General features: G+C 69.1%; 21 protein-coding genes, 2 tRNA genes and 3 pseudogenes. 8 read left to right on the top strand and 18 right to left on the bottom strand.

The annotated features are described in order from the left end of the window. Nucleotides 1-18 precede the first annotated feature (18 nt). The 5 genes from ACFVZW_RS25385 to ACFVZW_RS25365 form a co-directional block, all read right to left on the bottom strand. Entirely contained in the window at nucleotides 19-2031 is a 2013-nt protein-coding gene (locus ACFVZW_RS25385; RefSeq protein WP_384525406.1) for a WD40 repeat domain-containing serine/threonine protein kinase, read from the bottom strand. 455 nt (nucleotides 2032-2486) lie between these two features. Next, entirely contained in the window at nucleotides 2487-3296 is an 810-nt protein-coding gene (locus ACFVZW_RS25380) for a DUF6585 family protein (RefSeq protein WP_384525403.1), read from the bottom strand. Nucleotides 3297-3566: 270 nt separating this feature from the next. Beyond that, on the bottom strand, nucleotides 3567-6749 hold the full coding sequence (locus ACFVZW_RS25375) for a BTAD domain-containing putative transcriptional regulator (RefSeq protein ID WP_384525400.1): 3183 nt from the start codon (nucleotides 6747-6749) through the stop codon (nucleotides 3567-3569). 633 nt (nucleotides 6750-7382) lie between these two features. Continuing rightward, nucleotides 7383-7580, bottom strand: a complete 198-nt coding sequence (locus ACFVZW_RS25370) for a hypothetical protein (protein WP_384525397.1) — start codon at nucleotides 7578-7580, stop codon at nucleotides 7383-7385. Between the two features lie 1169 nt (nucleotides 7581-8749). Then, nucleotides 8750-10603, bottom strand: coding sequence for an N-acetylmuramoyl-L-alanine amidase (locus ACFVZW_RS25365; RefSeq protein WP_384525394.1), 1854 nt, complete (start codon nucleotides 10601-10603; stop codon nucleotides 8750-8752). A gap of 202 nt (nucleotides 10604-10805) precedes the next feature. On the opposite strand from ACFVZW_RS25365, the pseudogene ACFVZW_RS25360 reads away from it, so the two are divergent. Beyond that, nucleotides 10806-11012: pseudogene (locus tag ACFVZW_RS25360) on the top strand (transposase family protein); the annotation flags it as partial. A 79-nt stretch (nucleotides 11013-11091) separates the two neighbouring features. Here ACFVZW_RS25360 and ACFVZW_RS25355 read toward each other — a convergent pair. The 5 genes and pseudogenes from ACFVZW_RS25355 to ACFVZW_RS25335 all read right to left on the bottom strand — a co-directional run bounded on the left by ACFVZW_RS25355 (nucleotide 11092) and on the right by ACFVZW_RS25335 (nucleotide 13598). Further along, nucleotides 11092-11166: transfer RNA gene (locus ACFVZW_RS25355), tRNA-Trp, on the bottom strand. Between the two features lie 86 nt (nucleotides 11167-11252). Beyond that, a pseudogene (locus ACFVZW_RS25350) lies at nucleotides 11253-11339 on the bottom strand (phosphodiesterase); the annotation flags it as partial. Between the two features lie 90 nt (nucleotides 11340-11429). Next, nucleotides 11430-12935, bottom strand: a complete 1506-nt coding sequence (locus ACFVZW_RS25345) for a SulP family inorganic anion transporter (protein WP_384525391.1) — start codon at nucleotides 12933-12935, stop codon at nucleotides 11430-11432. Between the two features lie 14 nt (nucleotides 12936-12949). Further along, nucleotides 12950-13036: pseudogene (locus ACFVZW_RS25340) on the bottom strand (carbonic anhydrase); the annotation flags it as partial. Between the two features lie 178 nt (nucleotides 13037-13214). Then, nucleotides 13215-13598: a hypothetical protein gene (locus ACFVZW_RS25335; RefSeq protein WP_384525388.1), complete on the bottom strand. Its 384-nt coding sequence runs from the start codon at nucleotides 13596-13598 to the stop codon at nucleotides 13215-13217. Nucleotides 13599-14314: 716 nt separating this feature from the next. On the opposite strand from ACFVZW_RS25335, the gene ACFVZW_RS25330 reads away from it, so the two are divergent. Both ACFVZW_RS25330 and ACFVZW_RS25325 read left to right on the top strand, forming a co-directional pair. Then, nucleotides 14315-15082, top strand: a complete 768-nt coding sequence (locus ACFVZW_RS25330; protein WP_384525385.1) for a transposase — start codon at nucleotides 14315-14317, stop codon at nucleotides 15080-15082. Between the two features lie 403 nt (nucleotides 15083-15485). Continuing rightward, complete coding sequence (locus ACFVZW_RS25325; RefSeq protein ID WP_384525382.1) at nucleotides 15486-16220, top strand: translation initiation factor IF-2; 735 nt, start codon at nucleotides 15486-15488, stop codon at nucleotides 16218-16220. A 241-nt stretch (nucleotides 16221-16461) separates the two neighbouring features. Here ACFVZW_RS25325 and ACFVZW_RS25320 read toward each other — a convergent pair whose 3' ends face one another. Together ACFVZW_RS25320 and ACFVZW_RS25315 are read right to left on the bottom strand one after the other, a co-directional pair. Then, the gene (locus ACFVZW_RS25320) at nucleotides 16462-17463 is read right to left on the bottom strand and encodes a CU044_5270 family protein (protein WP_384525379.1); all 1002 of its coding nucleotides are present in this window, start codon (nucleotides 17461-17463) and stop codon (nucleotides 16462-16464) included. Further along, on the bottom strand, nucleotides 17460-18089 hold the full coding sequence (locus ACFVZW_RS25315) for an RNA polymerase sigma factor (protein ID WP_384525376.1): 630 nt from the start codon (nucleotides 18087-18089) through the stop codon (nucleotides 17460-17462). The genes ACFVZW_RS25320 and ACFVZW_RS25315 overlap by 4 nt, the downstream gene beginning before the upstream one ends. A 437-nt stretch (nucleotides 18090-18526) precedes the next feature. Between ACFVZW_RS25315 and ACFVZW_RS25310 the strand changes: the two genes are divergently transcribed. From ACFVZW_RS25310 to ACFVZW_RS25295, 4 genes are all read left to right on the top strand, one after another. Continuing rightward, nucleotides 18527-18600 (top strand) — tRNA-Met (locus tag ACFVZW_RS25310). A gap of 129 nt (nucleotides 18601-18729) precedes the next feature. Next, the gene (locus ACFVZW_RS25305; RefSeq protein ID WP_384525374.1) at nucleotides 18730-19506 is read left to right on the top strand and encodes a DUF4253 domain-containing protein; all 777 of its coding nucleotides are present in this window, start codon (nucleotides 18730-18732) and stop codon (nucleotides 19504-19506) included. A 112-nt stretch (nucleotides 19507-19618) separates the two neighbouring features. Then, nucleotides 19619-19900, top strand: a complete 282-nt coding sequence (locus ACFVZW_RS25300; RefSeq protein WP_384525371.1) for a hypothetical protein — start codon at nucleotides 19619-19621, stop codon at nucleotides 19898-19900. Between the two features lie 526 nt (nucleotides 19901-20426). Next, on the top strand, nucleotides 20427-21857 hold the full coding sequence (locus ACFVZW_RS25295; RefSeq protein WP_384525368.1) for a hypothetical protein: 1431 nt from the start codon (nucleotides 20427-20429) through the stop codon (nucleotides 21855-21857). A gap of 188 nt (nucleotides 21858-22045) precedes the next feature. Here ACFVZW_RS25295 and ACFVZW_RS25290 read toward each other — a convergent pair whose 3' ends face one another. From ACFVZW_RS25290 to ACFVZW_RS25270, 5 genes are all read right to left on the bottom strand, one after another. Beyond that, nucleotides 22046-22288, bottom strand: coding sequence for a hypothetical protein (locus ACFVZW_RS25290; RefSeq protein WP_384525365.1), 243 nt, complete (start codon nucleotides 22286-22288; stop codon nucleotides 22046-22048). 327 nt (nucleotides 22289-22615) lie between these two features. Beyond that, nucleotides 22616-23071, bottom strand: coding sequence for a hypothetical protein (locus ACFVZW_RS25285; RefSeq protein ID WP_384525362.1), 456 nt, complete (start codon nucleotides 23069-23071; stop codon nucleotides 22616-22618). 125 nt (nucleotides 23072-23196) lie between these two features. Beyond that, nucleotides 23197-23625 (bottom strand): hypothetical protein, encoded by a 429-nt coding sequence (locus ACFVZW_RS25280; RefSeq protein WP_384525360.1) that lies wholly within the window; start codon nucleotides 23623-23625, stop codon nucleotides 23197-23199. A gap of 627 nt (nucleotides 23626-24252) precedes the next feature. Then, complete coding sequence (locus ACFVZW_RS25275; protein WP_384525357.1) at nucleotides 24253-24552, bottom strand: FG-GAP repeat domain-containing protein; 300 nt, start codon at nucleotides 24550-24552, stop codon at nucleotides 24253-24255. A gap of 194 nt (nucleotides 24553-24746) precedes the next feature. Next, nucleotides 24747-24968: a hypothetical protein gene (locus ACFVZW_RS25270; RefSeq protein ID WP_384525355.1), complete on the bottom strand. Its 222-nt coding sequence runs from the start codon at nucleotides 24966-24968 to the stop codon at nucleotides 24747-24749. Between the two features lie 160 nt (nucleotides 24969-25128). Here ACFVZW_RS25270 and ACFVZW_RS25265 point away from each other — a divergent pair, with 160 nt between their 5' ends. Continuing rightward, entirely contained in the window at nucleotides 25129-25590 is a 462-nt protein-coding gene (locus tag ACFVZW_RS25265; RefSeq protein ID WP_384525352.1) for a hypothetical protein, read from the top strand. A 63-nt stretch (nucleotides 25591-25653) separates the two neighbouring features. Here ACFVZW_RS25265 and ACFVZW_RS25260 read toward each other — a convergent pair whose 3' ends face one another. Further along, nucleotides 25654-26307, bottom strand: coding sequence for a DUF6461 domain-containing protein (locus tag ACFVZW_RS25260; RefSeq protein WP_384525349.1), 654 nt, complete (start codon nucleotides 26305-26307; stop codon nucleotides 25654-25656). Nucleotides 26308-26703 lie beyond the last annotated feature (396 nt).

Raw genomic sequence — 26703 nt, 5'->3', positions numbered from 1 at the left:
TCTCTCCGGTGCTGCCGCTCACGGCAGCTTCCACAGCTGGATCGACGGCTCGATCCCGTCCTCGCCGGCCGCCGGGGTGCACACACCCGCCAGAGTCTTGCCGTCCGGGGTGAAGGCAAGGTGGCCGATGTAGGCCCGCATCGGGGTCTTCGGATCGCCCACGACCAAGGTGGTGGCGAGATTCCCGCTGTCCACGTCCCAGACGCTGACCGTGCGGCCGACGGTGTCGGTCTTCTCGGTCTCTACGAAGCGGCCGCCCCCCACGACGATCGCCTTGCCTGAAGTCCCGGCGTCGGCGGGCCGGTATGCCGCGCTGTCCAGGTGCCCGTGCTGGTCGGTGAGCTTCCTGGTGAGTCTTCCGGAGACGACGTCCCACAGCAGGACGCCGGGGCCGTTCGCGATGAGAGTCTTACCGTCGGTGCTGAACGACACCTCGGAGTAGTTCTCGTCCTCACCGTCGCGCAGGGTCTTCAGCAAGCGGCCGTTCGCGGTGTTCCACAATCGGATGCCGCTCTCGTTGGCTGCGGCGGCGACGCCGGCGAAGGTCTTGCCGTCCGGGCTGAAGGCGATGCTCCCCGCCTTCCCGTCAAGCGTCTCGCGGACCCGGCCCGTGCTCGGGTCCATCAGCTCGATCCGGCCGCCGACGCCGACGGCGAGGGTCTTGCCGTCCGGACTCACGGCCAGGCAGTGGACGAAGTCGTCCTCACTCTTATAGGCAGCTAGCTTCTTCTTCGCGGCCCCGCTGTTCGCGTCCCAGGCGAGCAGCTCCATGAGGGCGCCGGAGTACAGGGTGGTGCCGTCGGGGCTGAAGGCCACCGCCCAGACGGCATTGGTGTGGCCTTCGAAGGTTGTCTTCTCGCGGCGCGCGGTGAGGTCCCACAGCTTCAGCGTCGTGTCGTAGCCGCCCGTGGCGAGGAACCTTCCATCCCGGCTGAGCGCCATGCTCTCGATGTTCCCTTCGTGGCCCTTGAGTTCGCCGACGGGCCTGGTGATGTCCCGCTCGGGGCTCTTGCTCGCCTTCGGCTTGCCCTTCGGCTCGGCGGGTGGTGCGTCCTTCGGCCACAGCACGAATGCGGTGGGCACGGCGACCACGGCCGTCGCGGCGGCCAGCCCGCCGAACAGCACGGAGCGGCGCCGGATCGGACGGCCGTCGACGGGAGTTGTCGCCGGAAGCGGGGGTATCGCCGGGGGCATGGCCGGCACAGGAGGCGCGGCGGGGGCTGTGACAGCCAACCGGCGCAGGACCTCGGAGGTCGGCGGGCGCCCGGTGGGGTCCTTGGCGAGGCAGTGGCAGACCAGGGCGTGCAGCGCGCTGCCCACAGCGATGCCGGTGAGTACGGGTGCCTCGCTCGTGACCCGGTGGATGATCGCCAGGACGGTCGACGCGTCGAACGGGCCCCGGCCGGTAGCAGCAAAGGCGAGCACCGAGCCCAGTGAGAAGACGTCACTGGCGGGGGTCACCTGGGCGGGGGCACGGATCTGCTCTGGCGACATGTACGCGTAGGTGCCGATAATGGTGCCCGTGTGCGTCATCGGAGCGGCGTCGGGGGCATGCGCGATCCCGAAGTCGATGATGCGCGGGCCGTCGGCGGCGATTATGACGTTGCCGGGCTTCAAGTCCCGGTGCACAAGACCGCAGTTGTGGACCGCGGTCAAGCCCTCAGCGATTCCGGCGCCAAGGCGGAGCACGGCATCTGGAGGGAGAGGGCCATCTGAGGCGATGACCTGCTGGAGCGTGGGGCCCGGGATGTACTCGGCGGCCAGCCAGGGCGATGCGGCCTCAGGATCGGCGTCCACGATCTGGGCGGTGTGGAATCCGCCCACCCGCCGTGCCGCCTCGACCTCGCGGGCGAATCGAGCGCGGAACTGAGGGGTGGCCGCGAGCTCCGGCCGGATGACTTTCACTGCGACCCTGCGTCCGGCTGCCGATGTTCCGAGAAAGACCTGCCCCATTCCCCCCGCGCCGAGTCGCCCTTCGAACTGGTACGGGCCGATGCGCCGAGGATCCGAAGAGGCCAGAGGCTCCACCATGACTACGCGATTCTCCCAGATATCTGTGTGATCACACACGGAATTTCAACCATGCTCGGATACACGAGAGAGGTGGGACGCCGACCTATTCCTGAGAGCCTGATCACGATCGGACCGGCCCTGAGGACACCAGCCCGGTGGACCACGAGAGCGGCATGGCCATCCTCTTCGCCATCAACCAGATCGGCAATGCCACACCCCTGACCTGCATCGACACACGATCAACGGACGTTGCCATCGCCCTGAGCCGATGCGTGCCGCCGAAATACACTATTTCCGTCCTTCTTCGCTCGCCCCTTCATTTCGTGCTGGTCGTCGGGGATCATCTGCGTTCACCCGACACCTGCCGTGGACAATATCGTTGGCTTCGCCGGGGAGTTGCTCAGGGCCTGGTCGACGACGCCCATCTGCCTGCCATCGGTAATCGTCGTGAATGCACTTTCCCAGGCGAGGCTTTAGGGCTGTCGTGTGGCTTCGTGCAGTCTTGTGGCGACGGTGTAGAACACCGGGAAGTTCGGTATCGATGACACCGGGACGTCCATCGCGAGGAGCCGTCGGCGGTCCTCCTTGACGTGGAGGCGGCCGTTGACGGGCCGCATTTCGCGTATGCGGGTCCACGGTAGGGTCTGCCCTTTGTATTCCATCCCGTTCAGACTCAGCCTGATCGTGTTGAAGATGAGGTCCTGCCCGTGCGCCACGTCTTCCAGGGCGCGGCGCAGTTGGGTTTCGCTGACCGCCTGCACGATGGCCGGTCCCCATTGTTTGGGATCGGTGAACTCCGCTCCCTGTACGTGGGTGACGATGCCCGCGTAGCGTGAGGTCGACGTCCTGCGGGTGTCGCCGATGGTGAGGGCCACGCCGTCCTCACCGATCAGCGTGTATACGTGGCTGGATTCGGTGACGCCGTTCTTCCGGGAGTGGAGTACGTCCTGGTGGACCTGGACGGAGTCCCAGCTGAAGGTGTGGGCGTCGCCGTCGTGGGTGGTCACTACCGCGCCGTGCTGGAAGAGGTCGAGCCGCGCGTTCTTGCCGCGCCGGGCCAGCTTGATCTTGTCGATCAGTGCCCATCCGAACACCACGTACATGAGTGAGAAGGTCAACAACGGTATCGAAGCGCCGAATGCGACGGCCATCGTGATCAGCAGCGGTGTGCCTCCGCCGAGGAGGATGATGCCCCCCAGTACGTACCCCGTCCACGGGGGGCGTCTGGCCACATAAGTGGCCTGCTTCGCGCCGAGCCATGCAGCCGTGCCTGATCCGGTCATGTTGTCCCTAATCCCGGGAATCCCATCGTCGCCACGGTGATGTGGTGGGTCCACAACTCCGCACTCGGGCTTCACTCTGGGGCACTCCCATGCTCCGGCGCTGAAATCGTGCTGCAGGGAGCATGAAACCCGTGGTCACTCCCTCGACGGCATGCCTCGGCCACCAGACGCGGCACTGGGATCTACCCGCGCGGGCCCGTCTCGCGCTGATCCAAGAGTTCTTCACGACCGTCATCTCGGCCCTCGTTGACCTGCGCACGAGGACGCTTCTTACCCGGCCTCCCTTTGCGCCCTGGCCGGCGGGGTCGCCGGACGCATGCCTGTGGCTTCCAGTCCGTCTCGTGCCATCTCGTATTCGCGGGTGTGGTCGTCGGCTCCGGGCAGGGAAAGGGCAGCCTGGAACTCCTGCTGTGCGTCGGTGTGACGGCCCGTTGCCGCGTAGGTGCTGCCGAGCCGGATGCGGACCCCCATCTCCAGCCATGTGCTCGTGTGTGGGGTGAGCGTCGACAGTGCCTTGTGGTGGAGATCGACGGCCGAGCGCAGGTCGCCTCGGGTGTGCTCCGCGGTGGCAAGCCGTGACAGGGTCGCCGCGAGCAGTGGCAGGTCCTCGACCTCACCGGCCAGCCCGGCGGCCCGCCTCAGCATGTTCGTGGCCACCTCGTACCGGCCGAGCGCCAGCTCGATCTCGGCCACGAAGCACAGGGTGCTGCTGATCGTCCTGGGGCGGCCGTTCTTCTCGGCGAGTGCCAGGGCGGTGTTGTAGTGCCAGAGCGCCTGTTCGTGCCGCCCTTGCCGGTGATGGATGGAGCCGATGTTGCAGTGGGACACCCCGGTCAGCCAGTCGTCGGCGAGGCCGGCCGCCAGCTCTACCGCCCTGTCCAGGCCCGAAAGCGCCTCCTCGATGTTTCCCAGCTGCCCCAGCACGATGGCTGTCCCGGCGATTGCGCGTGCCTCTTCTCGCAGGTCGCCCCGCGCGCGGCCGTATTGCAGGGCTTCGGCGAACGATGTTCCTGCCTGCCGGAATCGTCCCTGGTAGACGTCGAGGAGGCCCATGCAGTTGAGCAGCGCCGCGGGCATCCGTCGATCAGCGGCCGCGTCCGCGCACGCCAGGGCGAGTTCCAGGGCAGTACGGCATTCGTGGTGGTGACCTTGTCCGGCCAGGTGGTCGACGAGGGCTTCTGCCAGCAGACACGCGTGGTCGGCGTGGCCGCCGGCGGCTGCGAAGGCCACGACGTCGACGAGCTCGCCACCCATCGAGCTCAGCCACGCCGAGGCCTCCCGCCATCCGGCGAAGGGCGAGGCGGCGGTCGAACTGGGGTCGGCCGAACCGGTGGTGAGTGCGGGGAAGCCGCCGGGCCCCCAGTCGCTGGCCATGCGGCCCGCCGCGGTGTAAAGGCGCAAAACGGCGTCGCGGTCTGCGGCGGCCTCTCCGGGGGCCTCACCGGCCACGCGCCGCGCATGCGCCTTGACGAGATCGTGCAGCCGGTATCGGCCAGGATGCGGCTGCTGCAACAGGCTGGCGTCGACCAGATCCTCCAGGACACCCTCGGCCTCCTCGCGAGAGCCGCCCAGCATGGCGGCGAGCGTGAGCCGGTCGAAGCGGGCGGTGGGGTTCGTGCCCAACGCGCGGAAGCCACGCCGCAGTTCCGGGCCGAGCTGGTCGTACGAGACCCGGAAGGCGGCCTCCACGCTGCGATCCTCGGCCCGCAGCTCCGCGAGGCCGTGCGCGTCGTCGGACATCCGGCCGACGAGAAAGGCCAGGGTCCAGGACGGGCGGCTTTGCAGCCGGGCACTGGCGATCCGCAGGGCCAGGGGCAGGCCGCCACACCGCCGGGCAAGGTCACGCGCCGCATCAGGCTCGTCGTCGGCCCGGGACTCCCCGACGAGCTCGCGGAGCAGTCCGACGGCAGCGCCCGTACCCAGCGGCTCCACCGTGAGCCGCAGGTCGGCGTCGAGGCCGGGCAGACGCTGGCGGCCCACGACGATGACCCGGCTGCCCGGTCCGGCCGGCAGCAGCGGACGCACCTGCTCGGCACTGCGCGCGTTGTCCACGACCAGCAGCAGCCGCAGGCCACTGGTGGCGGCGCGCCATGCTGTGACGAGATCTGCCAGGTTGTCTGTGGCATCTCCGGCGTCGTTGGGTCCGTGAGGCCCGTTCGCAAGATCCGTGAGTGCATCGTCCTCGCCGCGAGCCGCACGGAGCATCCGGCGCAGGGCCCGCTGCGGGGTGACGTCCTCGTGGGCGGCGCCGTGCGCATGCAGGTCGACGAAGAGACACCCGTCGGGGTGGGCGTCGACCAGTGTCCAGGCGGCACGCACCACCAAGGCGGTCTTGCCTACGCCTGCTGTACCGTCGACCGCCATCACGGAGACTGCGTCCGGCGACACGGGGGTGGTGAGGAGGGCGAGCTCCTTTTCGCGCCCGACCAGGCAGGCGATGTCGCCGGGAAGTTCGTTGCGACGGCGCCAAGGACGGGACCGGTCGGGGAGGTCAGTGCGATCGGACCCGGCGGGATCGTGAAGCTGGTCGGTTCCGCTGGGGAGGCCGTCTCGGCCACCGGATGCCGAGCGCCCGGGCGAAGGGTCCTCGGGCCCGGTTCGCTCGGGCGCGAAGGCTGCGGCTGGGCGCGGGCGGACGGTTCGGCCGAGCAACGGTAGATCGTCCCGGCGCAGGACGGCCTGGTGTACGCGGCGCAGCTCCTCGCCGGGTTCCACGCCCAGCTCGTCGATGAGCCGGCGGCGCGTCTCGGAGTAGACCGAGAGCGCCTCGGCCTGGCGGTCGCTGCCGTACAAGGCACGCATCCGCAGGGCGGCGAGCGGCTCATCGTGCGGCTGTGAGAGGGGCGCCGACAGGAGAGTGTCCAAGGCAGCCGGGTAGTCGCCGAGCCACACCAGACACTCTGCCCGGTCCTGCAGTAGCGTGCGCCGTTGCCGGACCAGCCGTTGCCGTTCGGCAACAGCGAGCGGACCTGGCAGACCGGTCAGAGGCTCCCCACGGAACAGACCGAGGGCCCTGCTGCCGTGATCGAGTGCGGCATCCAGGTCGCCGGCGGCCTTCGCCCGCTGGGCGCTCCCAGCCTCCCTGGCGAGCACGGCAGTGTCGGTCCGGACCCCGCTGGGCACGAGGCGATAGCCGCCGCGCTGCCCACGGATCACTGACCGACCCCCGTCAGTGCCCGGCTCGTCCAGAGTCTTGCGCAGCGCGTAGACATAGCTCGGCAAGACTCGGTGTCCCGTGCCCGGAGGAGCGGCCCCCCAGACGTCGTCCAGGAGCTGCTGGTAGGTCACAGAGTCGGGCGAGCGCAGGACCAGAGCGGCGAGCACCGCCTGCCGTCGCACCGGGCCCAGCACCAGCGACGCGCCACCGCGACGGGCCCGGACCGACCCGAGCAGATCGATCTGCAGATCACCCCCGTCATCGGCAGTACCCATACCCGATGAATTCACGCTCACGCCGAATCCCCATGCCCCGTGCGTCCAGTGCCTACCCGCCGCAGAAGCCCCATTGCTTCAACAGGACGTCATCAGAAGAGCAGCGTGCCACGACAGAGTCTGTCAGGCCCGTGAGAGCCGTGCAGCCAGGGAGCCGCGCCTCCAGCGCCCGACGCGCACGAGCAGCGACCGACCCGACAGATCCGGCGTCAGCGCCGCGCCGGACCGGCGAAGAGATGAGGGACTCCGGGGCATGCGCGAACACAACCAAGAGCAGTGGTCCCATGCGCGGGAGCAAGGATGAACACCCCTGAGCCAGGTGCCTGCGGGGATACACCGGCTGATCCGCTGCTGCCTCTCGTGTGCGACGTCATAGCAAGCATCATCGATGCCGTGCGCGCCGGTGACGACGCCCACACCGACCGCCTGCTGGACCGTTTCGTCCGAGCCGCAACCCCTGACGCCCTGTACGAATTACGCAAACAGCTCGACGATGGCGTGAGATCACCGCCCGGCTCGGGGCCGTCCTCCCAGGCGTCGGGGTCGTGATCAGCGCCGCGACCACGTCCTCGGGTTCGTCGCCCGGCAGGAGGACCACCGGTTCGTGGGTCTCCGGGTGCGTCAGGTGTACGGCGGCGTGCAGGCGGCGCTTCATCACAGCACCTTCGCCACGAGGTGGGCCCGCGGGTCGTGCATGACGGGCATGGCGCTGGCATTGACCTTGGTCCAGATGCGGATCGGGTCCGAGTCCACGTCCCGGGTGATGACGATGCCGGGCGCCTCCTCCTTCTCGATCTCGGGGTTCTTCCCGGACGACAGGACGATGGAGTCCGCGTTCAGGCCCCACTGCACGTTGGCCCACTTCTGCCGCTGGGGCGGTACGTAGATGTACCGGTCGTCGCGCTCCCCGAGGGAACGCGCTTCACGCTGATCGTGAACGAGACGCCGGCTCAGGATCTTTACGAGTTCGCCTGCGAGCGTGGTGGGCGACTTCGCGGGGCGACCACGTGGGCGAGAATGGTCAGCGTCTCCTCGCCGGGCGTGCTCGAGATCCGTTCGTTGAGGATCTCGACATCAATCCAGCCGCTGCAGCTGGCTCGGTGACCTGGTCGGTCAGAGTACGGAAGGCGATGTGACCGTCGCCGACGCGGCCGCGGCCGAGCAGGGCGTCGGCGGGTAGTGGCAGTGTCCAGTCGCAGACCTGGTACGAGGCGATCCGGTCACCCGTCCAGCCGATCTGGATTTCCGGCCGAGCCCCACCAGGCTTGGTAGCCGTCCACGACCAGCAGGCCCCGGACCGCCACGTCGTGCGACTTCGCGTACCGCTACCCCCACACCAACGACTACCGGACGCATGCCGCCACTGAACAGTTGATCCGCTGGAGCCCTCGCCCCCGGCGAGGGCTACATCGCCCCGACCGAGTACCTGCTCCACGGCGGGTCCACGGAGGGGCATGGCGCGCCGTCCGCCGTGGCCTTCTGGCTTGGCCAGTGGCAGTGCGGGACACTTCCCTTTCTTGTCTGAACCCGCCTTCCGGTGATCGGAAAGACACGCCCTGGCCCGCTCCCCCGTGATGGGACGCAGTACGGCCGGCCCACCGACCGCCCCAGGTGGAGCAGAGCTCAGGATGAACGTTTGCGGTGATCAGTCCAAAAGGCCCGACTGCATTGGGTCAGGGACGGCGGCGACTGCCGAACGGCGTCAACCCTGAGGCCGATCCGGACGGTGACCCGGGGCGGCGCCACCAACCACATCAACACCCGAAGCCCCCGTGACGCACCCCGCTCGCCCATCCCTTGGCCCTCCCCTCCATCATCAGGTCCAGGGGAACGTAGCGGCCCGACACCCGCGACGACCAGGGCGCCGTTACCCAAGGGTGGAGCTCAGCCGGGCCGTATCCACAGCCGAACAGCCTCTCCTTGGCGGCATGAACCACACCACCCAGCCGCCGGCCCCGCGCCCCCGGCAAGATCCGCTCGCATGCGCCGAGCGCGCCATGTTCACCCGCCCTGCCCGGGTGTCAGCGGCGCGTTTCCGCATGGTTCACGGTAGCCAGGCGGCGGTTGTACTGGATCACGTCGTACTTCTGGTCACCAGTGACCACGACCTCCGGGCGCGTGGGTGTGGCAGGGAAGAAGTCGTCGGCGCCTACCGGTGTGCGAGCGGCCACGTACGCCTGCCCCTGGGGGAACGCGTACATGTCGAACCGCGTCTGTTCCGACGCAGCCACTCCCTGGGGGTACTCGTCGACGCGAGGGTAGGCCGTTGTGTAGACGGAGGCAGACTCTGCCCCACTCGCGGGACGGACGATCCGCGCGTTCGGGGCGGGGCGGGTGTGGATGCCTGCCGGGTTGTGGATCCATCCCTTCTGCCCACTGAACCAGATGGCCGTCCAGTCCCCTCGCACGTCGGCGACGACGAACTCCTGCCCCCACATCGCGGTGGCTCCCCAGTCGTCGATGCGGTTGGTTCCCGCCGCTCCGTCCGGATGGAGGGCGCGATCGGATACGAGCGGGGCGTCGTCGCCGGGCGCCGCGCGGACGTAGAGGAAGTTCGAAGGCTGGGTCTGGGTACGGCAGTTCGGATCGCACACCGTAACTGTCTGCGGGTTCTTGCCGTATTCCGGGGCGATCATGACCGCCTGTCCGATCCCGATGCTCTCCCCTCCGGCTCCTCCCTCCGCCCCGCGCTTCTGGGGGGCATCGGCATTGAGCAGAGCCATGAACTTCTCCCAGTCCCAGTAGGGGCCGGGGTCCCAGTGTGCGTCCGGCGCGCGGGCCGGCCTCGGTGGGAGGACGTTGTCGTGTCCGATGATGTGCTTGCGGTCCAGTGGGACGTCGAAGCGCCGCGCGAGGTAGACCACCAGCGCGGCAGTCGCCTTGTACTGGGCCGGGGTGAACCAGGTGGGACCCTGGGCGGCGTACCCCTCCAGTTCGATACCGACGCCGTGCAGATTGACCCAGTAGTTCCCGGCGTGGAAAGCAATGTCCTTGGTGGCAACCATCTGGGTTGCCTCACTGCCGTCGGCCTTCATCACGTAATGCGCGGAAACCCCGCTGGACGGGTCCTGAAACCAGCTGATTCCCGCATCGTAGGGCCCTTCGATGTCATGGATGACGATGAAGTCGACGTCGATGCCATGGGAGTTCCGTGTAGCCACCTGGTAGTTCGAGGCAGCAGCGGGAACGAACCGGCAGTTCAGCTCGCCGGGGCACTCCGGCACCGCCGCTGCGGGAAGCGTCCGCAACCTCAGGGAGGCGAGTTGTGACTTCGACGGACGGACGTCCGGCGTCTTCGACAGCGACACCGTCTGGCCGTCCTCGCGCACCCGCTGTTGACCGGTGCGGATCACCGTGAACACGCCATCGGCGAACTGTCCGGCCGTCGCGGTGTCGGCGGCCTGACTGTACCGTGCCACAGCCCCGTACCAGCTGCCTGGATCCGGCGAGATCTCACGGGTGATCTGCCGTTGGTACGAGGCGAGGAGAGCGGCGCCCCCTCGGAGGTTCTGCAGTTCGTCGCTCTTGAGTGTCTGGGGTGCGATGCCGATCATTGCGGCGGCAGCCTGCAAGGTGTGCTCGGAAGGGTCGTCGGTGCCCGTGGCATCCACCGGCCCTTCGCCCGGGCGGTGGGCGTACGTCTTCCCGGACGTCGTGTCTGTCAGGTGCATCGGGCCGTAGCCGCCCTTGGTGCTCGGGCGGCCATGGTTGCCCTCCCACCAGGAGGACTCGTAGCTGACGCCGAGAAGCACTTCCTTCGGCACACCGAACTCCGCTGCTGCCTGCTCGGCCTCCCGCTCGAAGCCACCCGGTGTCCCTTCGGAGGGCCGGGCGATCCCAGCGGCGGCGCAGCCCCAGATGAGGGCTACCGCCACACCCGCTGCGCCGAGACCCCGTCGCGCCGTTCGTCTTCTGGCCACACCACGTCCCATTTCGCTTCGGCGGTCGGAGTTTGTCTTCGAGGCCGGTCCTGCGGCCGCCACAATCCTTTGGGTGACAGCCTCCTGGTCCGACCGACACGCCCAATAGACGCGGGCCCGTCACCGCACCGGAGCAGTCGACGATCAGGACGGGGTGGTGGTCCGAGAGCGGGGCGGCGATGGGCCGGGCCCCGGCCGGCCGTGGTGCCTGGCACGGGCCGGCCGGGTGCTGCTGGTGGCCGTCTACTACCGCACCGACCTCACCATGCGGCAGCTCGCGCCGCTGTTCGGCGTCTCGACCGCGACGGTCTGCCGGGTGATCCAGCGGCTGCGGCCGCTGCTCGCGATCGCGCATCGTCGTAGACACGGTTCATCCATGCAGCCCGCCGGCTCATGAGCGAGCGGCCAAGCCCGACAAGCACCTGGCCGCTTCGCTGTTCGCGCAGGGGCGGCAGGATTCGAACCTGCGGCGTACGGGTTTGGAGTCCGTTGCTCTGGCCGGGCTGAGCTACGCCCCTTCGGTGGGATGAGCCTGGCACGGCGGCGGCCCGGTTCGCCACCGGATATCGCCAACAGGCCAGTACAGCCAAGGCGCACCGCTCAGTGCCTCCAACAGGGCGGCCGGTTCCCCCGGCTGTTGGAGCATTCCGGAGTCAGGCAGGGGATGGTGGAGTTCGACCGGCGGCTGGTACGTCGAACGCCGTTGCTGGGACCTCTCGCATGACCCACCGTGAACGGGGGGCGACGCAACGCGCGTCGTCCCCCCGTAGGCCTTCCGGTTTCAGCGCGGCGTGCTCACCGAGCCCGCGGCGGCGCCCTCGTGACGGTCCGGGGACGTGTCGGCGCGGACGGCCTCGGCATCGGCGCCGCTGTGCCGTTCGGCCCACGTCTCCAGCGCCGCCCGGCAGGCGTGGTCGAGGTGGTGGACCCCGGAGAGGTCCAGGACCACCCGTCGGTCGCTGGGCAGGGCTTCCAGGCTGTCGAGTATCTGGGGCAGCCGCAGGAAGGTGACCGTCCCCTGGAGCCGTACACGGACCGCGCCGCGTCCGTCGTCGCTGTGCTCGATCCGCAGGTGCGAGGCATCCCAGGCAGCCTTCGCGACCGACAGGACGAGCCCGATCAGCACACCCTCGAACATGCCGACCACGATGATCGCCGTCGCCGTCGCCACGAGGACGAGCGCCTCACCCCGGTGACGGCGCCAGAGCGTCAGGACACCCTTGAACGGGATGAGCTTCCAGCCGGCGTGCACGAGGATCCCGGCCAGCGCGGCCAGCGGGATGTACGCGAGTACGGCGGGCAGAAGGGCCACGAAGAGCAGCAGCCAGACACCGTGGAGGACCCGGGACGCCTTCGTCCGGGCGCCGGCCTCGACATTGGCCGAGCTGCGCACGATGACCGCGGTGAGCGGCAGGGCGCCGAGCAGTCCGCACAGGGCGTTGCCCGCGCCCTGTGCCACGAGTTCCCTGTCATAGTCGGTGCGCGGTCCCGAGTGGAGCCGGTCGACCGCCGCCGCACTGAACAGCGACTCGGCGGAGGCGATCAGCGCGAACGCGAGGATAGTGCCGAGCAGGGCCGGGTCGGCGAGGGACGAGAGGGCTTCGGCGCCCGGCAGGCGGACGGCCTCCAGCACGCCGCTCACACGCACGGTCTCCACCTGAAGGCCGAACACGGCGGTCGCGAGGGCGGCCAGAAGAACTGCCACCAGGGCGCCGGGCACCGCCCGGACCCTGCGCGGCGTCCGCCGCCAGCCGACGATGAGGAGGACGGTACCGGCGCCGACGGCGAGCGACACGAGGGCCGTGCGGCTGCCCAGGGCGCCGACCAGGGCGCCCGGCAGGCCGGTGAGCTTGTCGAGACCGGAGTCCGGGGCGGGAAACCCCGCCGCGGCGTAGAGCTGCCCGGCGATGATGACCAGGCCGATGCCCGCGAGCATGCCCTCGACGACGGAGAGGGAGATCGCACGGAACCAGCGGCCCCAGCGGAGGAGGCCCATGGCGATCTGCAGTGCTCCGGCCGCCAGCACGATGACTCCGAGCGCGGCGAGGCCGAAGGTTCGGACCGCCTCCAGGACGAGCACGGTGAGGCCGGCGGCCGGCCCGGAGACCTGAAGGCTGCTGCCCCGCATCAGGCCGGTGACGACACCGCCGACGATGCCGGTGATGAGGCCCAGTTCGGCGGGGACGCCCGAGGCGACGGCGACGCCGAGGCAGAGCGGGAGCGCAACGAGGAAGACGACGAGCGAGGCGGCGAAGTCCTGCCGCAGGAAGGGGAAGGAGCGCGGCATCCGGACGCCCCTCCTCACAGCGCCTCGAAGGCGTCGGCCCCGGAGCGGTACTCCAGGACGGCGCCGGTGTGCACCTCGTAGTACCAGCCGCGCAGGCGGAGCAGTTGACCGTGGACGGCGTCGGTGACGGACGGGGGCTGGGCCGCGGCGTGTGGGGCGAACTCCTCAGGGGGCTGTCCCAATCGGCGGGCGTTGTCGATGACGGGCTGCATGAATGTTCCTCCTGGCGCGCCGGGGGGCGCGTCGGGCTGACAGGTCGGCGCAGGGTGATGCCGTCTGTCAGCAGAGGAACACCTGGAGGGCGGGGGAGCCGTGGGCGGCGAGCGGTCTCGGCCGGGTGTCCGGGCCGCCGGTGCGGCCGGCCGGCGGGTCCGTCAGCGGGGCGGTGCGGGTGACGAGCGACGGCGGGCCGGAAGGGCCTGCGGGCGCGGTGACGGCCCGCCGCCGGTCGCGGTGGAGGGCGGAGCCCCCAGGGGCGTCGGCCTCGCCGCCCCCGGCGTGCGCGGACTCGTACGCCGCGGCCGGCGCGACTGCCAGGAGGCGGGACTGCTGGAGCTGGGGCACGGGCCCGGCGGGGGTGGGCAGGACGCAGGTGCCGCAGACGAGGGCGAGGACGAGAAGGAGGGTCGCGCGCAGGGCCACGGACGTGCGGACGGACGGCACCGAGAAAGCTCCTCCCTCCGGTCACACCATCGTCGGAATTCACCAAAGCAAGCTCAAGGGCGAGTCAACGAAGAGTAATGCGCCCATGTGAAGAGCACCCTGCAACACCCTTGCCAGACGACGGTTTTCGAATGGAATCAGCCTGATGTTGACGCGAACGGCGGCGTCGGAACGGGTCCGCATCCGTGGAGTCCGTCAGGTCGGGCGCCGCCTTCACGCGTCCTTCATGCCCTGTGCAGGGAGCGGGAGCGGTTCTCCCTCGCATGACCGGCGGGACGCCCGCGCGCCTCTGCAGAAGCGTTTCGGAAGCCGGGCGCCCAAGAATCTCCGACTCAGGTCGCTGGGTCGAGGGGGGGCACGAACTGCGGCAGTCGGCGAGCCCTAGGGGCTGTCCCGTTATCGGCGTCCTGTTCGACGTAGGGTCTGCAGGACAGCGCGGCCGACGCTGTTGTCTCGGCGACATGAGAGGGCATCGTTGAACCCGAACCCCACTTGCTGCTTCTGCTATCAGGTCATCGATCTCGGCGAGGACGGGGCAGCGACCGAGCTCAGGTTCGGTGCGGTTGACCCGGTGCGAGGCGGTGCCGTGCGGCAGCAGGCCTATTCACACTCAAACTGCCTGCGCGAACGGGTCCACCCGAACATCGACCTCTGGTTTGAGTTCTGAGGCCAGGCTGGCCTCCAAGGCTGCCGACCGTAGGTGCGATGATCCTGCGGTGCCTTGCGTGATCACGGCGTCGGAACCGTCCTGGATAGCCCCGTTCTCCGGGCTGAGTCCGCGTGCTTTCGGGAAGCTGGTGACGGTTCTGCGGCGCGAGGGTGCGGACGCGGTCCGCAAGGGCCGGCCGTGGAGTCTTCCGTTGGAGGACCGGGCCCTGCTGGTCGCGGCGTACTGGCGCACGAACCTGACGATGCGGCAGCTCGCCCCGCTGTTCGGGGTGTCCAAGTCGGCGGCGGACCGGATCATCGACCACCTCGGACCGATGCTCGCGCTCCAGCCCCGCAAGCGGTTCGCCAAGGACTCCGTGCTCATCGTGGACGGCACCCTGGTCCCCACCCGCGACCACATCGTGGCCGAGCAGTCGAGGAACTATCGGTACTCCACCAACCACCAGGTCGTCATCGACGCCGACACCCGGCTGGTCGTCGTGGTCGGCCGGCCCTTGCCCGGGAACCGCAACGACTGCAAGGCGTGGGAGGAATCCGGCGCCAAGGCCGCCGTCGGCAACACGCTGACGATCGCCGACGGCGGCTATCCCGGCACCGGGCTCGTCATGCCCCACCGCCGACGCAAGGGCGAAGAGCTTTCGGACTGGAAGCAGGCCCACAACAAGTCCCACAAGCAGGTCCGTGCCCGCGTCGAGCACGTCTTCGCCCGCATGAAGACCTGGAAGATCCTGCGCGACTGCCGTCTCAAAGGCGACGGCGTCCACCACGCTATGCTCGGCATCGCCCGACTGCACAACCTCACCCTCGCCGGATAGACCGGCGGGCCACACGGCGGCCAAGTATGTCCGAGCGACCCGGAGATCATTTACGGGACAGCCCTTAGGGGCGGGTGCGGCAGACACGGAGCACGGCGTCAGGGACTGCCGGGATCGCATATAGCGTTGTACGGGGCCTGCTGTTGTCGGCCTGTACGCCGGGTGGCGGCGACGAATCCAACGGCGACGGGGCAAGGGACGCCTTCCCGGAAGCGGCGTCCGCACGGAGCAACGCGCCCGCCGTCGGCTACAGCATGAGGTCGAGATCGAGGTGCATGCCCGCCGCCGGAACCTCACGGGGGCGCCCACGTCTGATCGTCGTACTGGCTGAGTACGATCACCCATGCCGGTCTGAGTACGCGAGCGGGTGCCCGCCCGCGCGCGGCGCCGGAAGGGTGGACGCATGCGCCGACTGCTGCTGCTCGCCTTGCTGTTGCTGTTCACCGCCGGCTGCGGGGTGGTCCAGAACTCCGAGGGCGAGGCGACGGACGCCGCACGGGAGGTGGCCAGGAAAGCGGGTGAGCGGCTCTACGGCCAGCGTCCGCGCACGGCGGAGGAGGTCGGGCGCTCCGCTTCCGGTATCGACGGAGTGGAGGTACTGCGGGTGACGGGTACCTCGACACACGAGGGGGACGGCATCGACGTGGTCGTCCGCACGTCCGGCACGGCGTACAACGAATGGTTCGACCCTCAGGAGGTCGCCGTCCGGCGCTGTTTCGAGGTCCGGGTGTCGCCCAAGTCGGAGTGGGGTGAGGATCCCCGTGACGTGGACTGCCCGGATGGCCCTCGGCTGACCTTCGCCCCGCCGCCCGAACCGCCCCGGCTGCCGTACGAGGAGCTCCGCGCGAAACTTCCCCGGGTGCCGGAGGGCGGCCGGGTGGACGAGGCCGAGGTGCGCCGTACGCTCGCCGCCCTCGACCTGCATCCGGCGATCCGCACCGAGGTGAAGGCGGACGGCGGACGGGTCGGCGTTCTCCTGTCGGTCAAGGGCAACGGCTTCGACCCACAGGACTGCCTTCTCGCACGCGTGGGCCCCGGCGCCACCGAGGTGTGGGTGCCGCCCCGGATCCAGCGGATGCCCGGAGAAGGCGGCTGCTCCGTCGGCAATGCCCTGAACCCGCAGCCGCCACCGCACTGAGCGGGGTCCCTGCCTCCGGAGAAAGCGCCGAGGGGAGCGATGTGCCCGGTCCACGCGCTCTCCGACGGGCCCGCCGCCTCGCCGGAGAGACCACCGGGCTCCACGGCTGCGGCACGCTGCCCAGCGAGCTCCGCGGGGCCGAGGGGGCCGTGATCGAGTAGGTCGAGTTCTCGATCGCGGTTCGTCCTGATGCTCGATCCTGAGTGAGTGTTGCCCTCGGTGTACTGCATGCGGTTGAGCCCTACGGCGTCTGTCCGGCCTCGTCGACGATTCCACTGCTGATGAGGGCGACGGAGGTCACGACGGTGCCGGCCTTGCCCCAGGCGTTGTCCTCCAGGAGGACGGTGCGCTCGCCGAGGAGACGGGCCGTGCTCTTGTCGAAGATCCACTCGGTGCGTTCGCCGTCGTGCACTCGGGCGACGGCGACCCCATGGCGCCCGGCGGCGTCCACGGCGTCGGGGACGACCTCGACGCCGGGGATGAGCGCGGCGGAGCGGTAGAGAGCGGCAGTGGTCGCAGGAGGAGTCACCCCGTTGCGCAGCAGGTCGCCGATCGTGACGAAGGCCTCCTGGTCCGGGCCCGTCGTCGAGTCCGATCCGGCTCCGTGATTCATCTCGGCGTCGTCGCGGATCCGCTTCAACAGGGCGTCGGGGTCGGTCGGCAGGGCAGCCAGGAAGTTGTACGTCGGTGAGTTCAGATTGCCTTCGCCCGGGGTGCCCGGCAGCAGACTGTCGTTGCCGCCCTTGCGCTGCAGCGTGCGCGCACTGCCGTCCACCGATGTCCACTGCTCCATTCCCTCGTCTTCGCGCAGAAGCTCCATTTGGCCGGCTTTGATCTCGGACAGCACCGACGTATGGCCGACCGTCTTGACGTACACGTACTGCCCGGGACTCACCTTCGTCTGCGGCGTCGTGTCGGCGACCAGGGCAGCCCTCTCCAGCAGCTGGACCGACGCCGCCGAGGCCGGCGGCACGTTGTGTGGAGCAACGTTGGTTCCGGAGCCGAGGTTGAGGGCAACGACTGTCGTGCCGGCGGCCACTGCCGTGCCCAGCACGAGAACCATGCGCCGCCTCAGCCGCAGTGCCGGACGGGGGGAGTGGGATCGCGCATGCCGGTCGACCTCGCTCAAGAGGTGTTGACGTCGGGCGTCCATTCGTCCGGGCGCCGGTTCCGGGTAGGGAGTCGGCGGCAGTACCCGGCTCGCCTGCTCACGCTCGGACCGTTCCCGCTGCTCCGGATTCATCGTGTACCCCTCCCGTGGGACGCGCGGGCTGCCGCCACCCCGCTATTCGATAGGTGTCCGGTGCCGGACCGCGGTTCCACGGCCTGCTCACCTGCTGTCACTTCCTCCTCGACGAGCCTGCGCAGCTTCTCTCTCGCCCGGGAGAGCCGGGAGCGTACGGTGCCCACGGGAATCCCCAACGCCTCAGCGGCCGCCGCATACCCCAGATCGGACCAGACGACCAAGGCGAAGACCTCGCGTTCGGTCCGCTTCAGACGTTGCAGCGCTCGGGCAGCGGCAGCCAGCCGCTGAGCATCGGCCATGTGCCCGACCACGTCGTCCGAGAAGTCGGCCAACACTTCTGGGGGTGGCAGACGGGACATCGCCTCCCGGTGCCGGCGTGCCGCCCGGGCGGTGTTACGCATCACGTTGGTCGCGATGCCCAACAGCCACGCCCGGACGCTTCTGACTTCCTCGCGCAGCTTGTCGCGTAACCGCCAGGCCTCCAGAAAGGTGAGTGACATGACGTCCTCGGCGGCGGCCCAGTCGCCCGTCGTTCGGACGGCGTGGGCGTAGACGACGCGCGCATGCTCGTCAAAGATCTCGGCGAACGCCGCCCGATCACCAGACCGGACCCGTTCATTCAATGGGGACTCCACACCAACAAGTGTCCGCACAACCAGATCGGTTCCACTCCCTCCGCCGGAGCCGGGCTCGGCTGAGGGCACCTCGCGTTTCCACGCCGTCAAGTTCGCGGGACAAGTACTCCGTTCACGGGCGTGGTCGTGAGAACCCCGTTCGGAATGACGACGCTCGAATCAGGCTGTGCCGTCGGGGTGGTTGCTTTCGGCTACGCCCGCAGGGTGGGCAGGTCGGGAGGCGGAAGGCCGCTCACGCGGCGCGGGGTTACGGCGCGGGCGTGTCATGCACGACGCCCTCCAGCGGTAGACGGAATCGGTCCGCACCGGCCAGGACGTGGGCCAGTGGGGTGGTGATCGCGTGCCCGCTCCCCAGGCGCAGACGAGAGCGGGCGATGGGGGAAATCCCTTCGCTCGGGGGTGTCTTGGTGTTCTACGGTGGACGTCGCCGGGTGGAGCAGGTCGGTAGCTCGCTGGGCTCATAACCCAGAGGTCGCGGGTTCGAATCCCGCCTCGGCCACGATGGAGTCGGGCCCGTCGCACATGGTGCGGTGGGCCCGACCGCCTTCTGCCCGACGGCGACGCATGAGACGCCGCCCCTTGCCGGACCTCAGCCTGTCGGCCGTGCCACGGAGGAAGACCCCGCCCCATGGACAGCGACCGAATCATCACCATCCTTCGGACGGCCGGTTTCGCTGTGCGGGGGCCTGGCGTGGAAGAGGCCCGCGCCCGCTCCGGTGCCCGCGTGCTGGGCCGCCGGATCCCCGCGCACGGGGCCGAGTCTCTGTGGCGGAGGCTGCTGGCCGTCCGGGAGAGCACGGGGTTCCATCCGCTGCTCTCCATGCTGCCTCCCCGGGACCTGGTGGCGGGCGAGCTTGCCGATCCGGACGTCTTTGATGATCGTGCCGTGGCGGCGCCTGGCGAGATTGTTGCCGAGGTCACGTCGTCCGCGCTCGCGGCTGCTTTGGACTATGCGGGAGACGCGGAGGAGGAAGAGGAGTGGCGGGCCGATTTCGACCCGGAGCGGCTTGCTGGGGAGATGTCGCCCGAAGCGAAGGTCGGTCGGATCACCGACTTCCGGCCGGACTGGCTGTGCCTGGTGGAGAGTCGGAACGGCTGGTCCGTGCCTGGGCTGTTGCCTGGGTATCCGTTCGCGCCTTCCTGGGAGCACGGGCCAGGGGGACGGCCGATGTTCGACTCGGACCATGCGGCCTTCTTGCATACCTGGCACGACCGGTTCGGGGCCGAGTTGCTGTATGTGTCCAAGCGGACGCTGATCCTGGACGTGCCCTCGCCGCCGCAGGAGCCCCTGGCGGTGGCTGAGACGGCGATCGAGCAGTACGCGTACTGCCCGGACGGCAACGACACCACCTCCTGGGCGAACCGCTGGACCCGTTCCGAGACCTGGCAGTTTCGCTGGGACTGACACAGGTTCGCCCAAGCCCTCTCATATTCGGCCCCGCTGGTGATCCGGCGAGGGCGAACCTCTGGGCCTCGATGTCGGCGAGGCCGACAGCCCGCCCCGATTCACGTGGCTGATGGACGCCATGGTCAGCCGCCCGGGAAGCACCCCACCGCGCAAACTGCACATGATCTTCCGGATCCACATCAACGACCGCGTGCGCGCGAGCCTGCACCAGGTGGAACACGACGACACCGCCGGCACCGGTGAACTGGTCTGGGTTCGCTACCAGGACACCAAAGACATCGCCCTCTTCCCGCCGGTGTCCATCGCCGACCTCGCAGCTCCTGAAGTCGACCAGCACGCCGACACCGCACTGCTCCCCGGGCTCGACGATTCCGCCTACCGCTGGATCTGATCCCCAGGCAGTGCGGTCCATGCCTGGCCCGCTGGCAGATACCCACCGTGCATCAGGGCGGGCCCTCGACGCCTCTGGGACAGCCTGAAGGCCGTACGCGACCGTCTCAACCTGGTGGTCGAGCTCCCGTGTGTACGGCGCCATCACCCCGGAGGGCGACGCCACGCTCTCCCGTAGCCGCTGAGGGCGACCTTGTGGACAGGAGAAACCCGGCACGCCGCATGTTCGCGCACAGGTCTGATACCCCGCCGTACGCCGCTTGCTCGCACTACCTGCCCGTCTCGATCGGCCACCGACGGTCGTACACCAGCTGCGGTCCTGCATGCCGTCCACAGTGACGGAGATCAAGTGGAACGGGTGCCCGAGGTGCGTCCGATTGCATGCTGTTGTGTGGCAAAAGATGAGGTCAGAGCGGCACATCTCTGGTTGACCGGAATTCCGGTACGGGTGATAGTGGCGCTCGCGGCCGCGTTCGTCCGGCCTGCTGCACCAGGGGTGGGGACTCTTGAACGACAACAAAGACAACGTGCGTGACGCAGCGCGAGGGCGGGTCGACGCGCTTGTCGCCGCCGGCCGGCCGGCCGAGGCGCGGGCCACCGCGCGGACCGCGCTTGACGCGGACGGGCCCGACGCCGGGCTCCTCCTCGCGCTGGCCCGCGCTCATACGGCCGAGGACGACGACGACCACGACGATGCTGCCGAGCGGGTCTTCCGCGAGGGCCTGGACACCTTCCCGGAGGACGTAGGCCTGCTCGCCGGGTACGCGGAACTCTGTGCTCGCACCGACGCGCTGGACCGGCCGGGGCGACATGCCCGGGGCCCTGTGCTCCTCGCCCGTCTGCGAGAACTCGCGCCGTACTCGCCGGAGTTGCTGCGGGCCGAGGCTGCGGGAAGCTCCGTTTCCACGAACGCCAGGAACAGTGCCTCGGTGCGCCGGGTTCAGTCGTTCGACGCGGCCCGTGCCTTCGCCGAAGCGCCCACGCCTCAGGCTGCCGCCGCCCAGGCCGCGCAGTGGGCCGCCGCAGCCCCGCGCGATCTGCGGCTCGCCGTGCTTGCCGAGACGACGGGCGCCCTCGCCGCCACCGGCCGGACCTGGGCGCGCCTGCTGCTGTGCCGGGGCCTCGAGTACCGCTTTGCCGCAGGTGTGGTACTCGCTGGGCTGATCGTCCTGCGCATCACCGTCCTGCCGGCGGTGCCGTACGGCGTGGCAACGGGAGTAGGGCTCCTGCTGGGCCTGCCGTTCCTCGCTCTCCGCAAACAGCTGCGGGCCGCCCGTGAGCGGGCTGCCGAGCGGATGGCCGCAGCCGATACCGAGGCCGTACCGGGTGACGAAGCGGGCGTCGGGGGCGACAGGTTCGGGCCGCTGGAGCTGCCGCCCGTGCCGCGCGTCACTCCTCGCGAGTACGTTTTCGCCGGAGCCGGACTCGCGCTCCTGCTGGCCGTCGGCGTCACGGCGTACACCTCCTCTCTCGCCTATCCCCGCTATGACATCGTCGCCCACGACACCTTCCGGGGCTTGAAGGGCTTCGACCTGCGAGAGGAGTTCGATCCGTTCGGTGCCGTGCCCGACGGTGAGCTGAAGGAATCGACGGCCCGCGTGTACGTCGCCGAAGACGCCGCTGCGGACGCCGCCGCCGAGTACCTGGTGGCCGTCACGACGGGAGACTTCCACGAGATGCGGGAGTCGTACGTGTACGACGACGGGATCCTCCCCATGACAGAGGGGGTCGGCAACGTCCACGACACCTGGCGGGCCGAAGCCGGTCCACACGGCGCCTGGATGCGGTGCCTCGGGTACACCGAGGTGGCCACCGGCACGCCGCGGGCGATGTGCGTGTGGGCCGATAGGGGAAGCATGGGCATGGTCCTGTTCACGGCTGCAGACAAGAACCGCGACGCGGTCGAGGAGACAGCCCGGTCCGTCGGCGCCGACTTCCTCCGGCCCGCTGCGGACTGACCCGGCACGACGCGACCGGAGCGCCGAAACAGCCGACGCTCCCGTCGTGCTTGTTCGAACGACAGACGGTCCCGTAGGCGGGGTGGGCGGTCCCATCAGCAACGCCATCCTCGCCCAGGTGCTCGAGCTCTGGCTTGTGGCTCTACTCGCCTCTTTGACCGAACGGCTGGGAAGCGCTGAACGGCTGATCAGTCCCAGTCGGACGGTGGCTGGTCGACTCGGCCGCCCTTGTGCGGCGTGGGGATGTACTCGTCCGCGCCCCTGGGCAGCGCGGCGACGCACGCCACCGAGCAGGCGTTCACGAGCAGGGGTAGTACGTCAGTGGCCACGCGCAGGGAGATCCACATCTGGTGGAGTCCGGCCTGTCCGAGTGGGCGGTCGCAGACGCTGCAGTTGTGGATGGCGGTGGCGCCCCGGCGCCGGGGATCCATGTTTCCAGGGTCGAGGTCCGTGACGGAGTCCTGGGAAGGCCGCAGTCGCGGGAACGGCGGTCGCAACTTGTAGTTGCCGAACAACGCGCGTGTGCTGACCGTGCTGCGGGTCAGCTTCCGGCATCGGGTGATCTCGTAGGGGAACCAGTGCAGCCGGTAGGAGGTTGACCGGCCGGTGTTCCGGCATGCTGAGCCGTGGGCGGCGGTCGGGGCCGCTTCGCAGGGATGGCCCGGAACCAACCGATCAGTCCGACCAGGCGTCGCCCTGAACCCGGGCACGAGGATGGTCGTCACGCCCTCCGCCAGCGTTCAGTAACACTACCGTGTCTACCCGGACTCGCCGGTGAGGCAGTCGTGACACAGGCATCGGTCCGGGTGCGGACTGTTCGGTGCCGTCTCGGCGCGGTACTGGCGCGCGTACCGTTCCAGCGTCGTAGAGACGTCCGCTGCGTAGTCCGCGTCAAGGCCATGCTCGATTCCTGCCTCGCGCAGCCGCTCCAAGAGGCGCGGGGTGTGGACGAGTTTCGGTCGGAAGCCGTGGAGGTGGCGCGTCGCCGTGTCGATGACGATCCACCGGCTGGTGTGCCGTTCACGTCCGACCACCGTGACCCGATCACCTCCCGGACCCCAGTACACGTCGACTATGTAGACCTTCGCTCCGCCTTTGAAGTACTTCGTTCCCGGGCGTAGTTCCTGGCCGCCGACTCCGTATCGACGCCAGGCCACAACGTTTGCCGCCACCAGCCAGACCGGCTCCTGCTGCTGGACATCGGACTCGTTCACACGCCCTGCCCTCCTCGCGGACGCCCTGCCGGATTCGCAGCAGCCATGCTATTCCGGATGGCAACAAGTGCTCCGTCGAGCCCGTCTGCCTTCATGTCCGCGCTAGAAGGACCAAAGAGACAGCCCTAGTACGGCACGGGCTCGGAGGGGAAGCAGACCGCACGGTCGCTGCTGCAGATCTCCGCCTCAGGGTCGAGAACCCCCTGATCGGGGCGGTCGAACGTCAGGAAGGTGACCATCCGTCCGGAAGGAAACCGCGCGACCGCCTGATGTACCGGTCCCGCGCCCTGGCCACGCTTGACGTGGTTGAAGCTCTTGGAGCCGCCCTCGGCGATCACGAAACTCACGTGGCGGAGCTGGTCGAGGTTGTCCTCGCTCGATACCCGGTCGGGGTCTGACGGGACCGTGAAGAGCAGCCCGGGTGCCGGAGCCTCCTCGGGAAGCCGGCCGCAGTTGAACGAGCTGTAGCCTTTCCGGATCATGCCGTAGCAGAAGGTACGCCCGTCGGGCATCCAGGCCAGCTCCCCAGTCTCGTCGCCCAGTCGGTGGATCACGATCACTTGGTCGACCTGCGGAAGCTCGTATCCAGCCGGCACTCCAGAGGCAAATGCCGCGCGCAGGAAGGCCGAGTCGCGACCGGTGGCCGCTGCCTTGCCCAGCGGCCGCGCCGGCATCGTGTCGTACGGCCGTTGCGAGGCCGCCTGCCGTTTCGTGGTCGCAGGCTTCGCGGCTGAGGACTTCGCAGGCTTCCGCGGCTGCTCCGCCCCGGACGTGCACCCGGGCAACGCCGCCAACAGCAAGACCGCCGCGCATCTGAGGACCCGTCGTCCCAACACAATCTCCCCCGAGTATGTGAATCTTGTTCGAAGGACGATAGCCCCGAAACGTCGATCAGCCCGCCCGCAAGCCGCTAGGCGTCCTCGTTGATGCCCAAGTCGGCCCGCATCACCGTGCGCACGTTCTCCCTAGCGTCGATGTATTCGCGCATGCGGTCCGCGCCTTGAGGCCCGTGCGGGCTGGGGCAGGGGGTGCTCCTCGTGATCTCGGGTACGGCGGCCCACGACATCGGGGGCCGCCGCACGATTCGGGGTGGTTTTACGCCTCGGTCGGTGCCGCGTCCAGGGCCTGGCTAGGGATTCGGAGCCGGATGGCTACGGCCGTCGCGGTGGCGGTGGCCCTTGTCAGGACGGGCTCCAGCCCAGGTTCACTGCGTTCCGCGCGCCGAGGCCACGGTCCTTGCCGGGGTACAGGTGGGCGGTTCCGTCGTTCCAGACCGCCATCAGGTCGGGCAGCCCGTCGCCCGTGAGGTCACCGACACCTGTCATCGTCTGCACGATCCCCCAACCGGTCGAGACCTGATGCCGGTCACCGAGACCGTCGCCATCCCCCTCGTACAGCCACAACTTCCCGTCCTTGTCCACGGCCAGCACGTCCGGACGCCCATCAGCCGTCAGATCCCCGACCCCCGCCAGCAGACGCATCGAGTTCCAGTTCGTTCCGATGGACTGGCGCGCTCCGACCCCGCCGGCGGCCCCGGGGTAGAGGACCAGATTGCCGTCACCTGCTCCGCTCCCGGTCGACGCGTCGGGGCGGATGGCCAGTACGTCGGGTCGGTCGTCGCCGATCAGGTTCCCCCCCGGCCGGTGAGGGACCGCACGGGGACGGGCGGGGTGGGTCAGTCGATGTGGAAGACGTTCCGGTCGCCAGGGGCCTCGTTGACGGTCCAGAGTTCGTCGGCGGCGGGCCAGTAGGACACGTTCTGGCCGTAGATCCCGGTGCGCGTCCACAGGCGCACGGGCTCCCCGAGCCACGCGTGGTACAGGCAGCCGGCGATGCGCGTCTGCAACTCGATGTACTCGGGGCACACCGCGGACACGACGAAGCGTCCCCTGTTCATCGTGACCCCCTGGGCACCGGTGACCCGCAACCAGGCGCCTGAGCCCCGCCAGCCGGAGGAGGCATGAGCACTCCACGAAGTCGCACAGCAGAGATCGGGGCGAAAACACACCAGCGCCCGAGTCAGCGGGCGCCGGCATCCGGGTGGCAGGATCCTCGGCATGAGTGAGTGGGGGATCGCCCTGATCGCCGCCGGATCGGCCATCTTGGGCAGTGTCACGACAGGGTTCTTCGCGTGGAGGGCCGGCCACCGCCAAGCTGCGGCAGCGGAGGCTGCGGGTCAGGCACAGGCGAACGCGCTGATATCTACCGTCCAGGCCACCCTCGACGAACAACGCCGGGCGCGCCTCCTCGACCGCCGCCGCCAGGTCTACGCGGACTTCCTCGAATGCGCACACAGGGTCGACCTCCTGCAGAACAGGGAGGCCGAGAACTGGACCGAACTCACAAGGAAGGTGACCATGGTGGAGCTCGAGGGCCTGCCGTCTGTATCCGCGGCCGCAGCGGCCTACTACCTTGCGCTGGCCACAGCAGCCCGCGATGGCACGCCAGGACCGGCTCCCCATGAGCTCCACCGTCGGTATGTGGCAGCGGTCAAGGCCGCCTTGTCAGAGGCACCGTGAACAAACGGACCGGGCGCTGGTCGTTCCCAGAGCGGCGAGGGACGATCCCGCGATTCAGAACATTCACCTTGAAGGGCCGAAATCCAGGACAGTCCCGGGGGGAACTGGTCCCTCGCCCGCGTAGGTGTCGCCCAGTGGTGCGGACGGCGTGTCGTCCTCGGCGAGCGTCAGACTGGGCCAGGGCCCGGCGAGGGCTGTGTCGTTCAGGGTGATGCCGAGGTGGTGGAGTACGAGGGCCACCACAGGTGCCATCCCGGCATCCTCGCCTTCGTGTGCGGCGAGCGCCGATTCCACCCGATCCCACCAGGGGCCGAGCGGTTCGGACCGGCTGTGCTCCATGCCGGGCTCGAAGTACTCGACGCAATCGCCGTCGCGCCAGTGCTGGAAGACGTCGATTCCTTCGGTGGTCGCCACGCTGTACGTCTCAGTGCCCCGAGACAACTCCGCTAGCGCTCGTTCCTCAAGGCCGATGCTGCCTTCCTCCTCGACGCAGAAGGCCCATTCACCAACCCTCCCGGCCCGCAGCAACGAGACCATCCCCGAATCGGAGTGTCCCGAGGGCAAGTCCGAGGCCGCGTCCCAGTCGAGCAGGCGCGCCTGGGCCGGATCGGCTCCGTACCGGGCGAATACCTCCTCGGGGCCCAGACCTCGGGTGAAAGTGACGCACATCCAGGCCGCCGCCCAGTTGACCGAACGTGCGTCCACGCCTGCTGCCACGTTTTGCCTCCGTCATTGATGATGGGCATCGCCTGCCGCAGTCGAGCCTTCCGGTCTCCCCAATGCGCCAAGCGCTGCGGGGAGCCCGGAGGCAGCGTCTGCGCAGCACGGACCAGATACGCCTCTGCTCCGGCCAGGCGCAAGAATGCCCATGGTGTAGCCCCTTGAGGCCAGTGGGCTGCAACCTTAGTTGTGCGGGCTGACACCGTTGCCCTGGGCAGTCAGGTCCCCAGGGACCAGCCCACGTGTTCACCATGGGAGGGCATGCTGCCCGTCCAACGCCATGATCGGCCGGACAAGTCCTAGTAGTGCTTTGTTAGGTGGTCTTGTCGTGGTGGGTGGGTGGTAGTTCGCTGGCTGTATGAGGTCTGGGGAGCTTGCCGCGGTGCGGGGCCG

Source organism: Streptomyces sp. NPDC059567 (assembly GCF_042735655.1).
In the GTDB taxonomy this organism is placed as follows: Bacteria; Actinomycetota; Actinomycetes; order Streptomycetales; family Streptomycetaceae; genus Streptomyces.
The sequence above is the reverse complement of the archived record's forward strand: the minus strand, read 5'-3'. Positions and strand labels throughout refer to the sequence as shown.

Excerpts from the sequence above, each read along its gene's own strand:
- ACFVZW_RS25385 (WP_384525406.1), bottom strand. The coding sequence starts at position 2,031 with ATGGTGGAGCCTCTGGCCTCTTCGGATCCTCGGCGCATCGGCCCGTAC.
- ACFVZW_RS25380 (WP_384525403.1), bottom strand. The coding sequence starts at position 3,296 with ATGACCGGATCAGGCACGGCTGCATGGCTCGGCGCGAAGCAGGCCACT.
- ACFVZW_RS25345 (WP_384525391.1), bottom strand. The coding sequence starts at position 12,935 with ATGCCGCGCTCCTTCCCCTTCCTGCGGCAGGACTTCGCCGCCTCGCTC.
- ACFVZW_RS25325 (WP_384525382.1), top strand. The coding sequence starts at position 15,486 with ATGCGCCGACTGCTGCTGCTCGCCTTGCTGTTGCTGTTCACCGCCGGC.
- ACFVZW_RS25320 (WP_384525379.1), bottom strand. The coding sequence starts at position 17,463 with ATGAATCCGGAGCAGCGGGAACGGTCCGAGCGTGAGCAGGCGAGCCGG.
- ACFVZW_RS25305 (WP_384525374.1), top strand. The coding sequence starts at position 18,730 with ATGGACAGCGACCGAATCATCACCATCCTTCGGACGGCCGGTTTCGCT.
- ACFVZW_RS25300 (WP_384525371.1), top strand. The coding sequence starts at position 19,619 with ATGGACGCCATGGTCAGCCGCCCGGGAAGCACCCCACCGCGCAAACTG.
- ACFVZW_RS25290 (WP_384525365.1), bottom strand. The coding sequence starts at position 22,288 with ATGGATCCCCGGCGCCGGGGCGCCACCGCCATCCACAACTGCAGCGTC.
- ACFVZW_RS25275 (WP_384525357.1), bottom strand. The coding sequence starts at position 24,552 with ATGCGTCTGCTGGCGGGGGTCGGGGATCTGACGGCTGATGGGCGTCCG.
- ACFVZW_RS25270 (WP_384525355.1), bottom strand. The coding sequence starts at position 24,968 with ATGAACAGGGGACGCTTCGTCGTGTCCGCGGTGTGCCCCGAGTACATC.
- ACFVZW_RS25265 (WP_384525352.1), top strand. The coding sequence starts at position 25,129 with ATGAGTGAGTGGGGGATCGCCCTGATCGCCGCCGGATCGGCCATCTTG.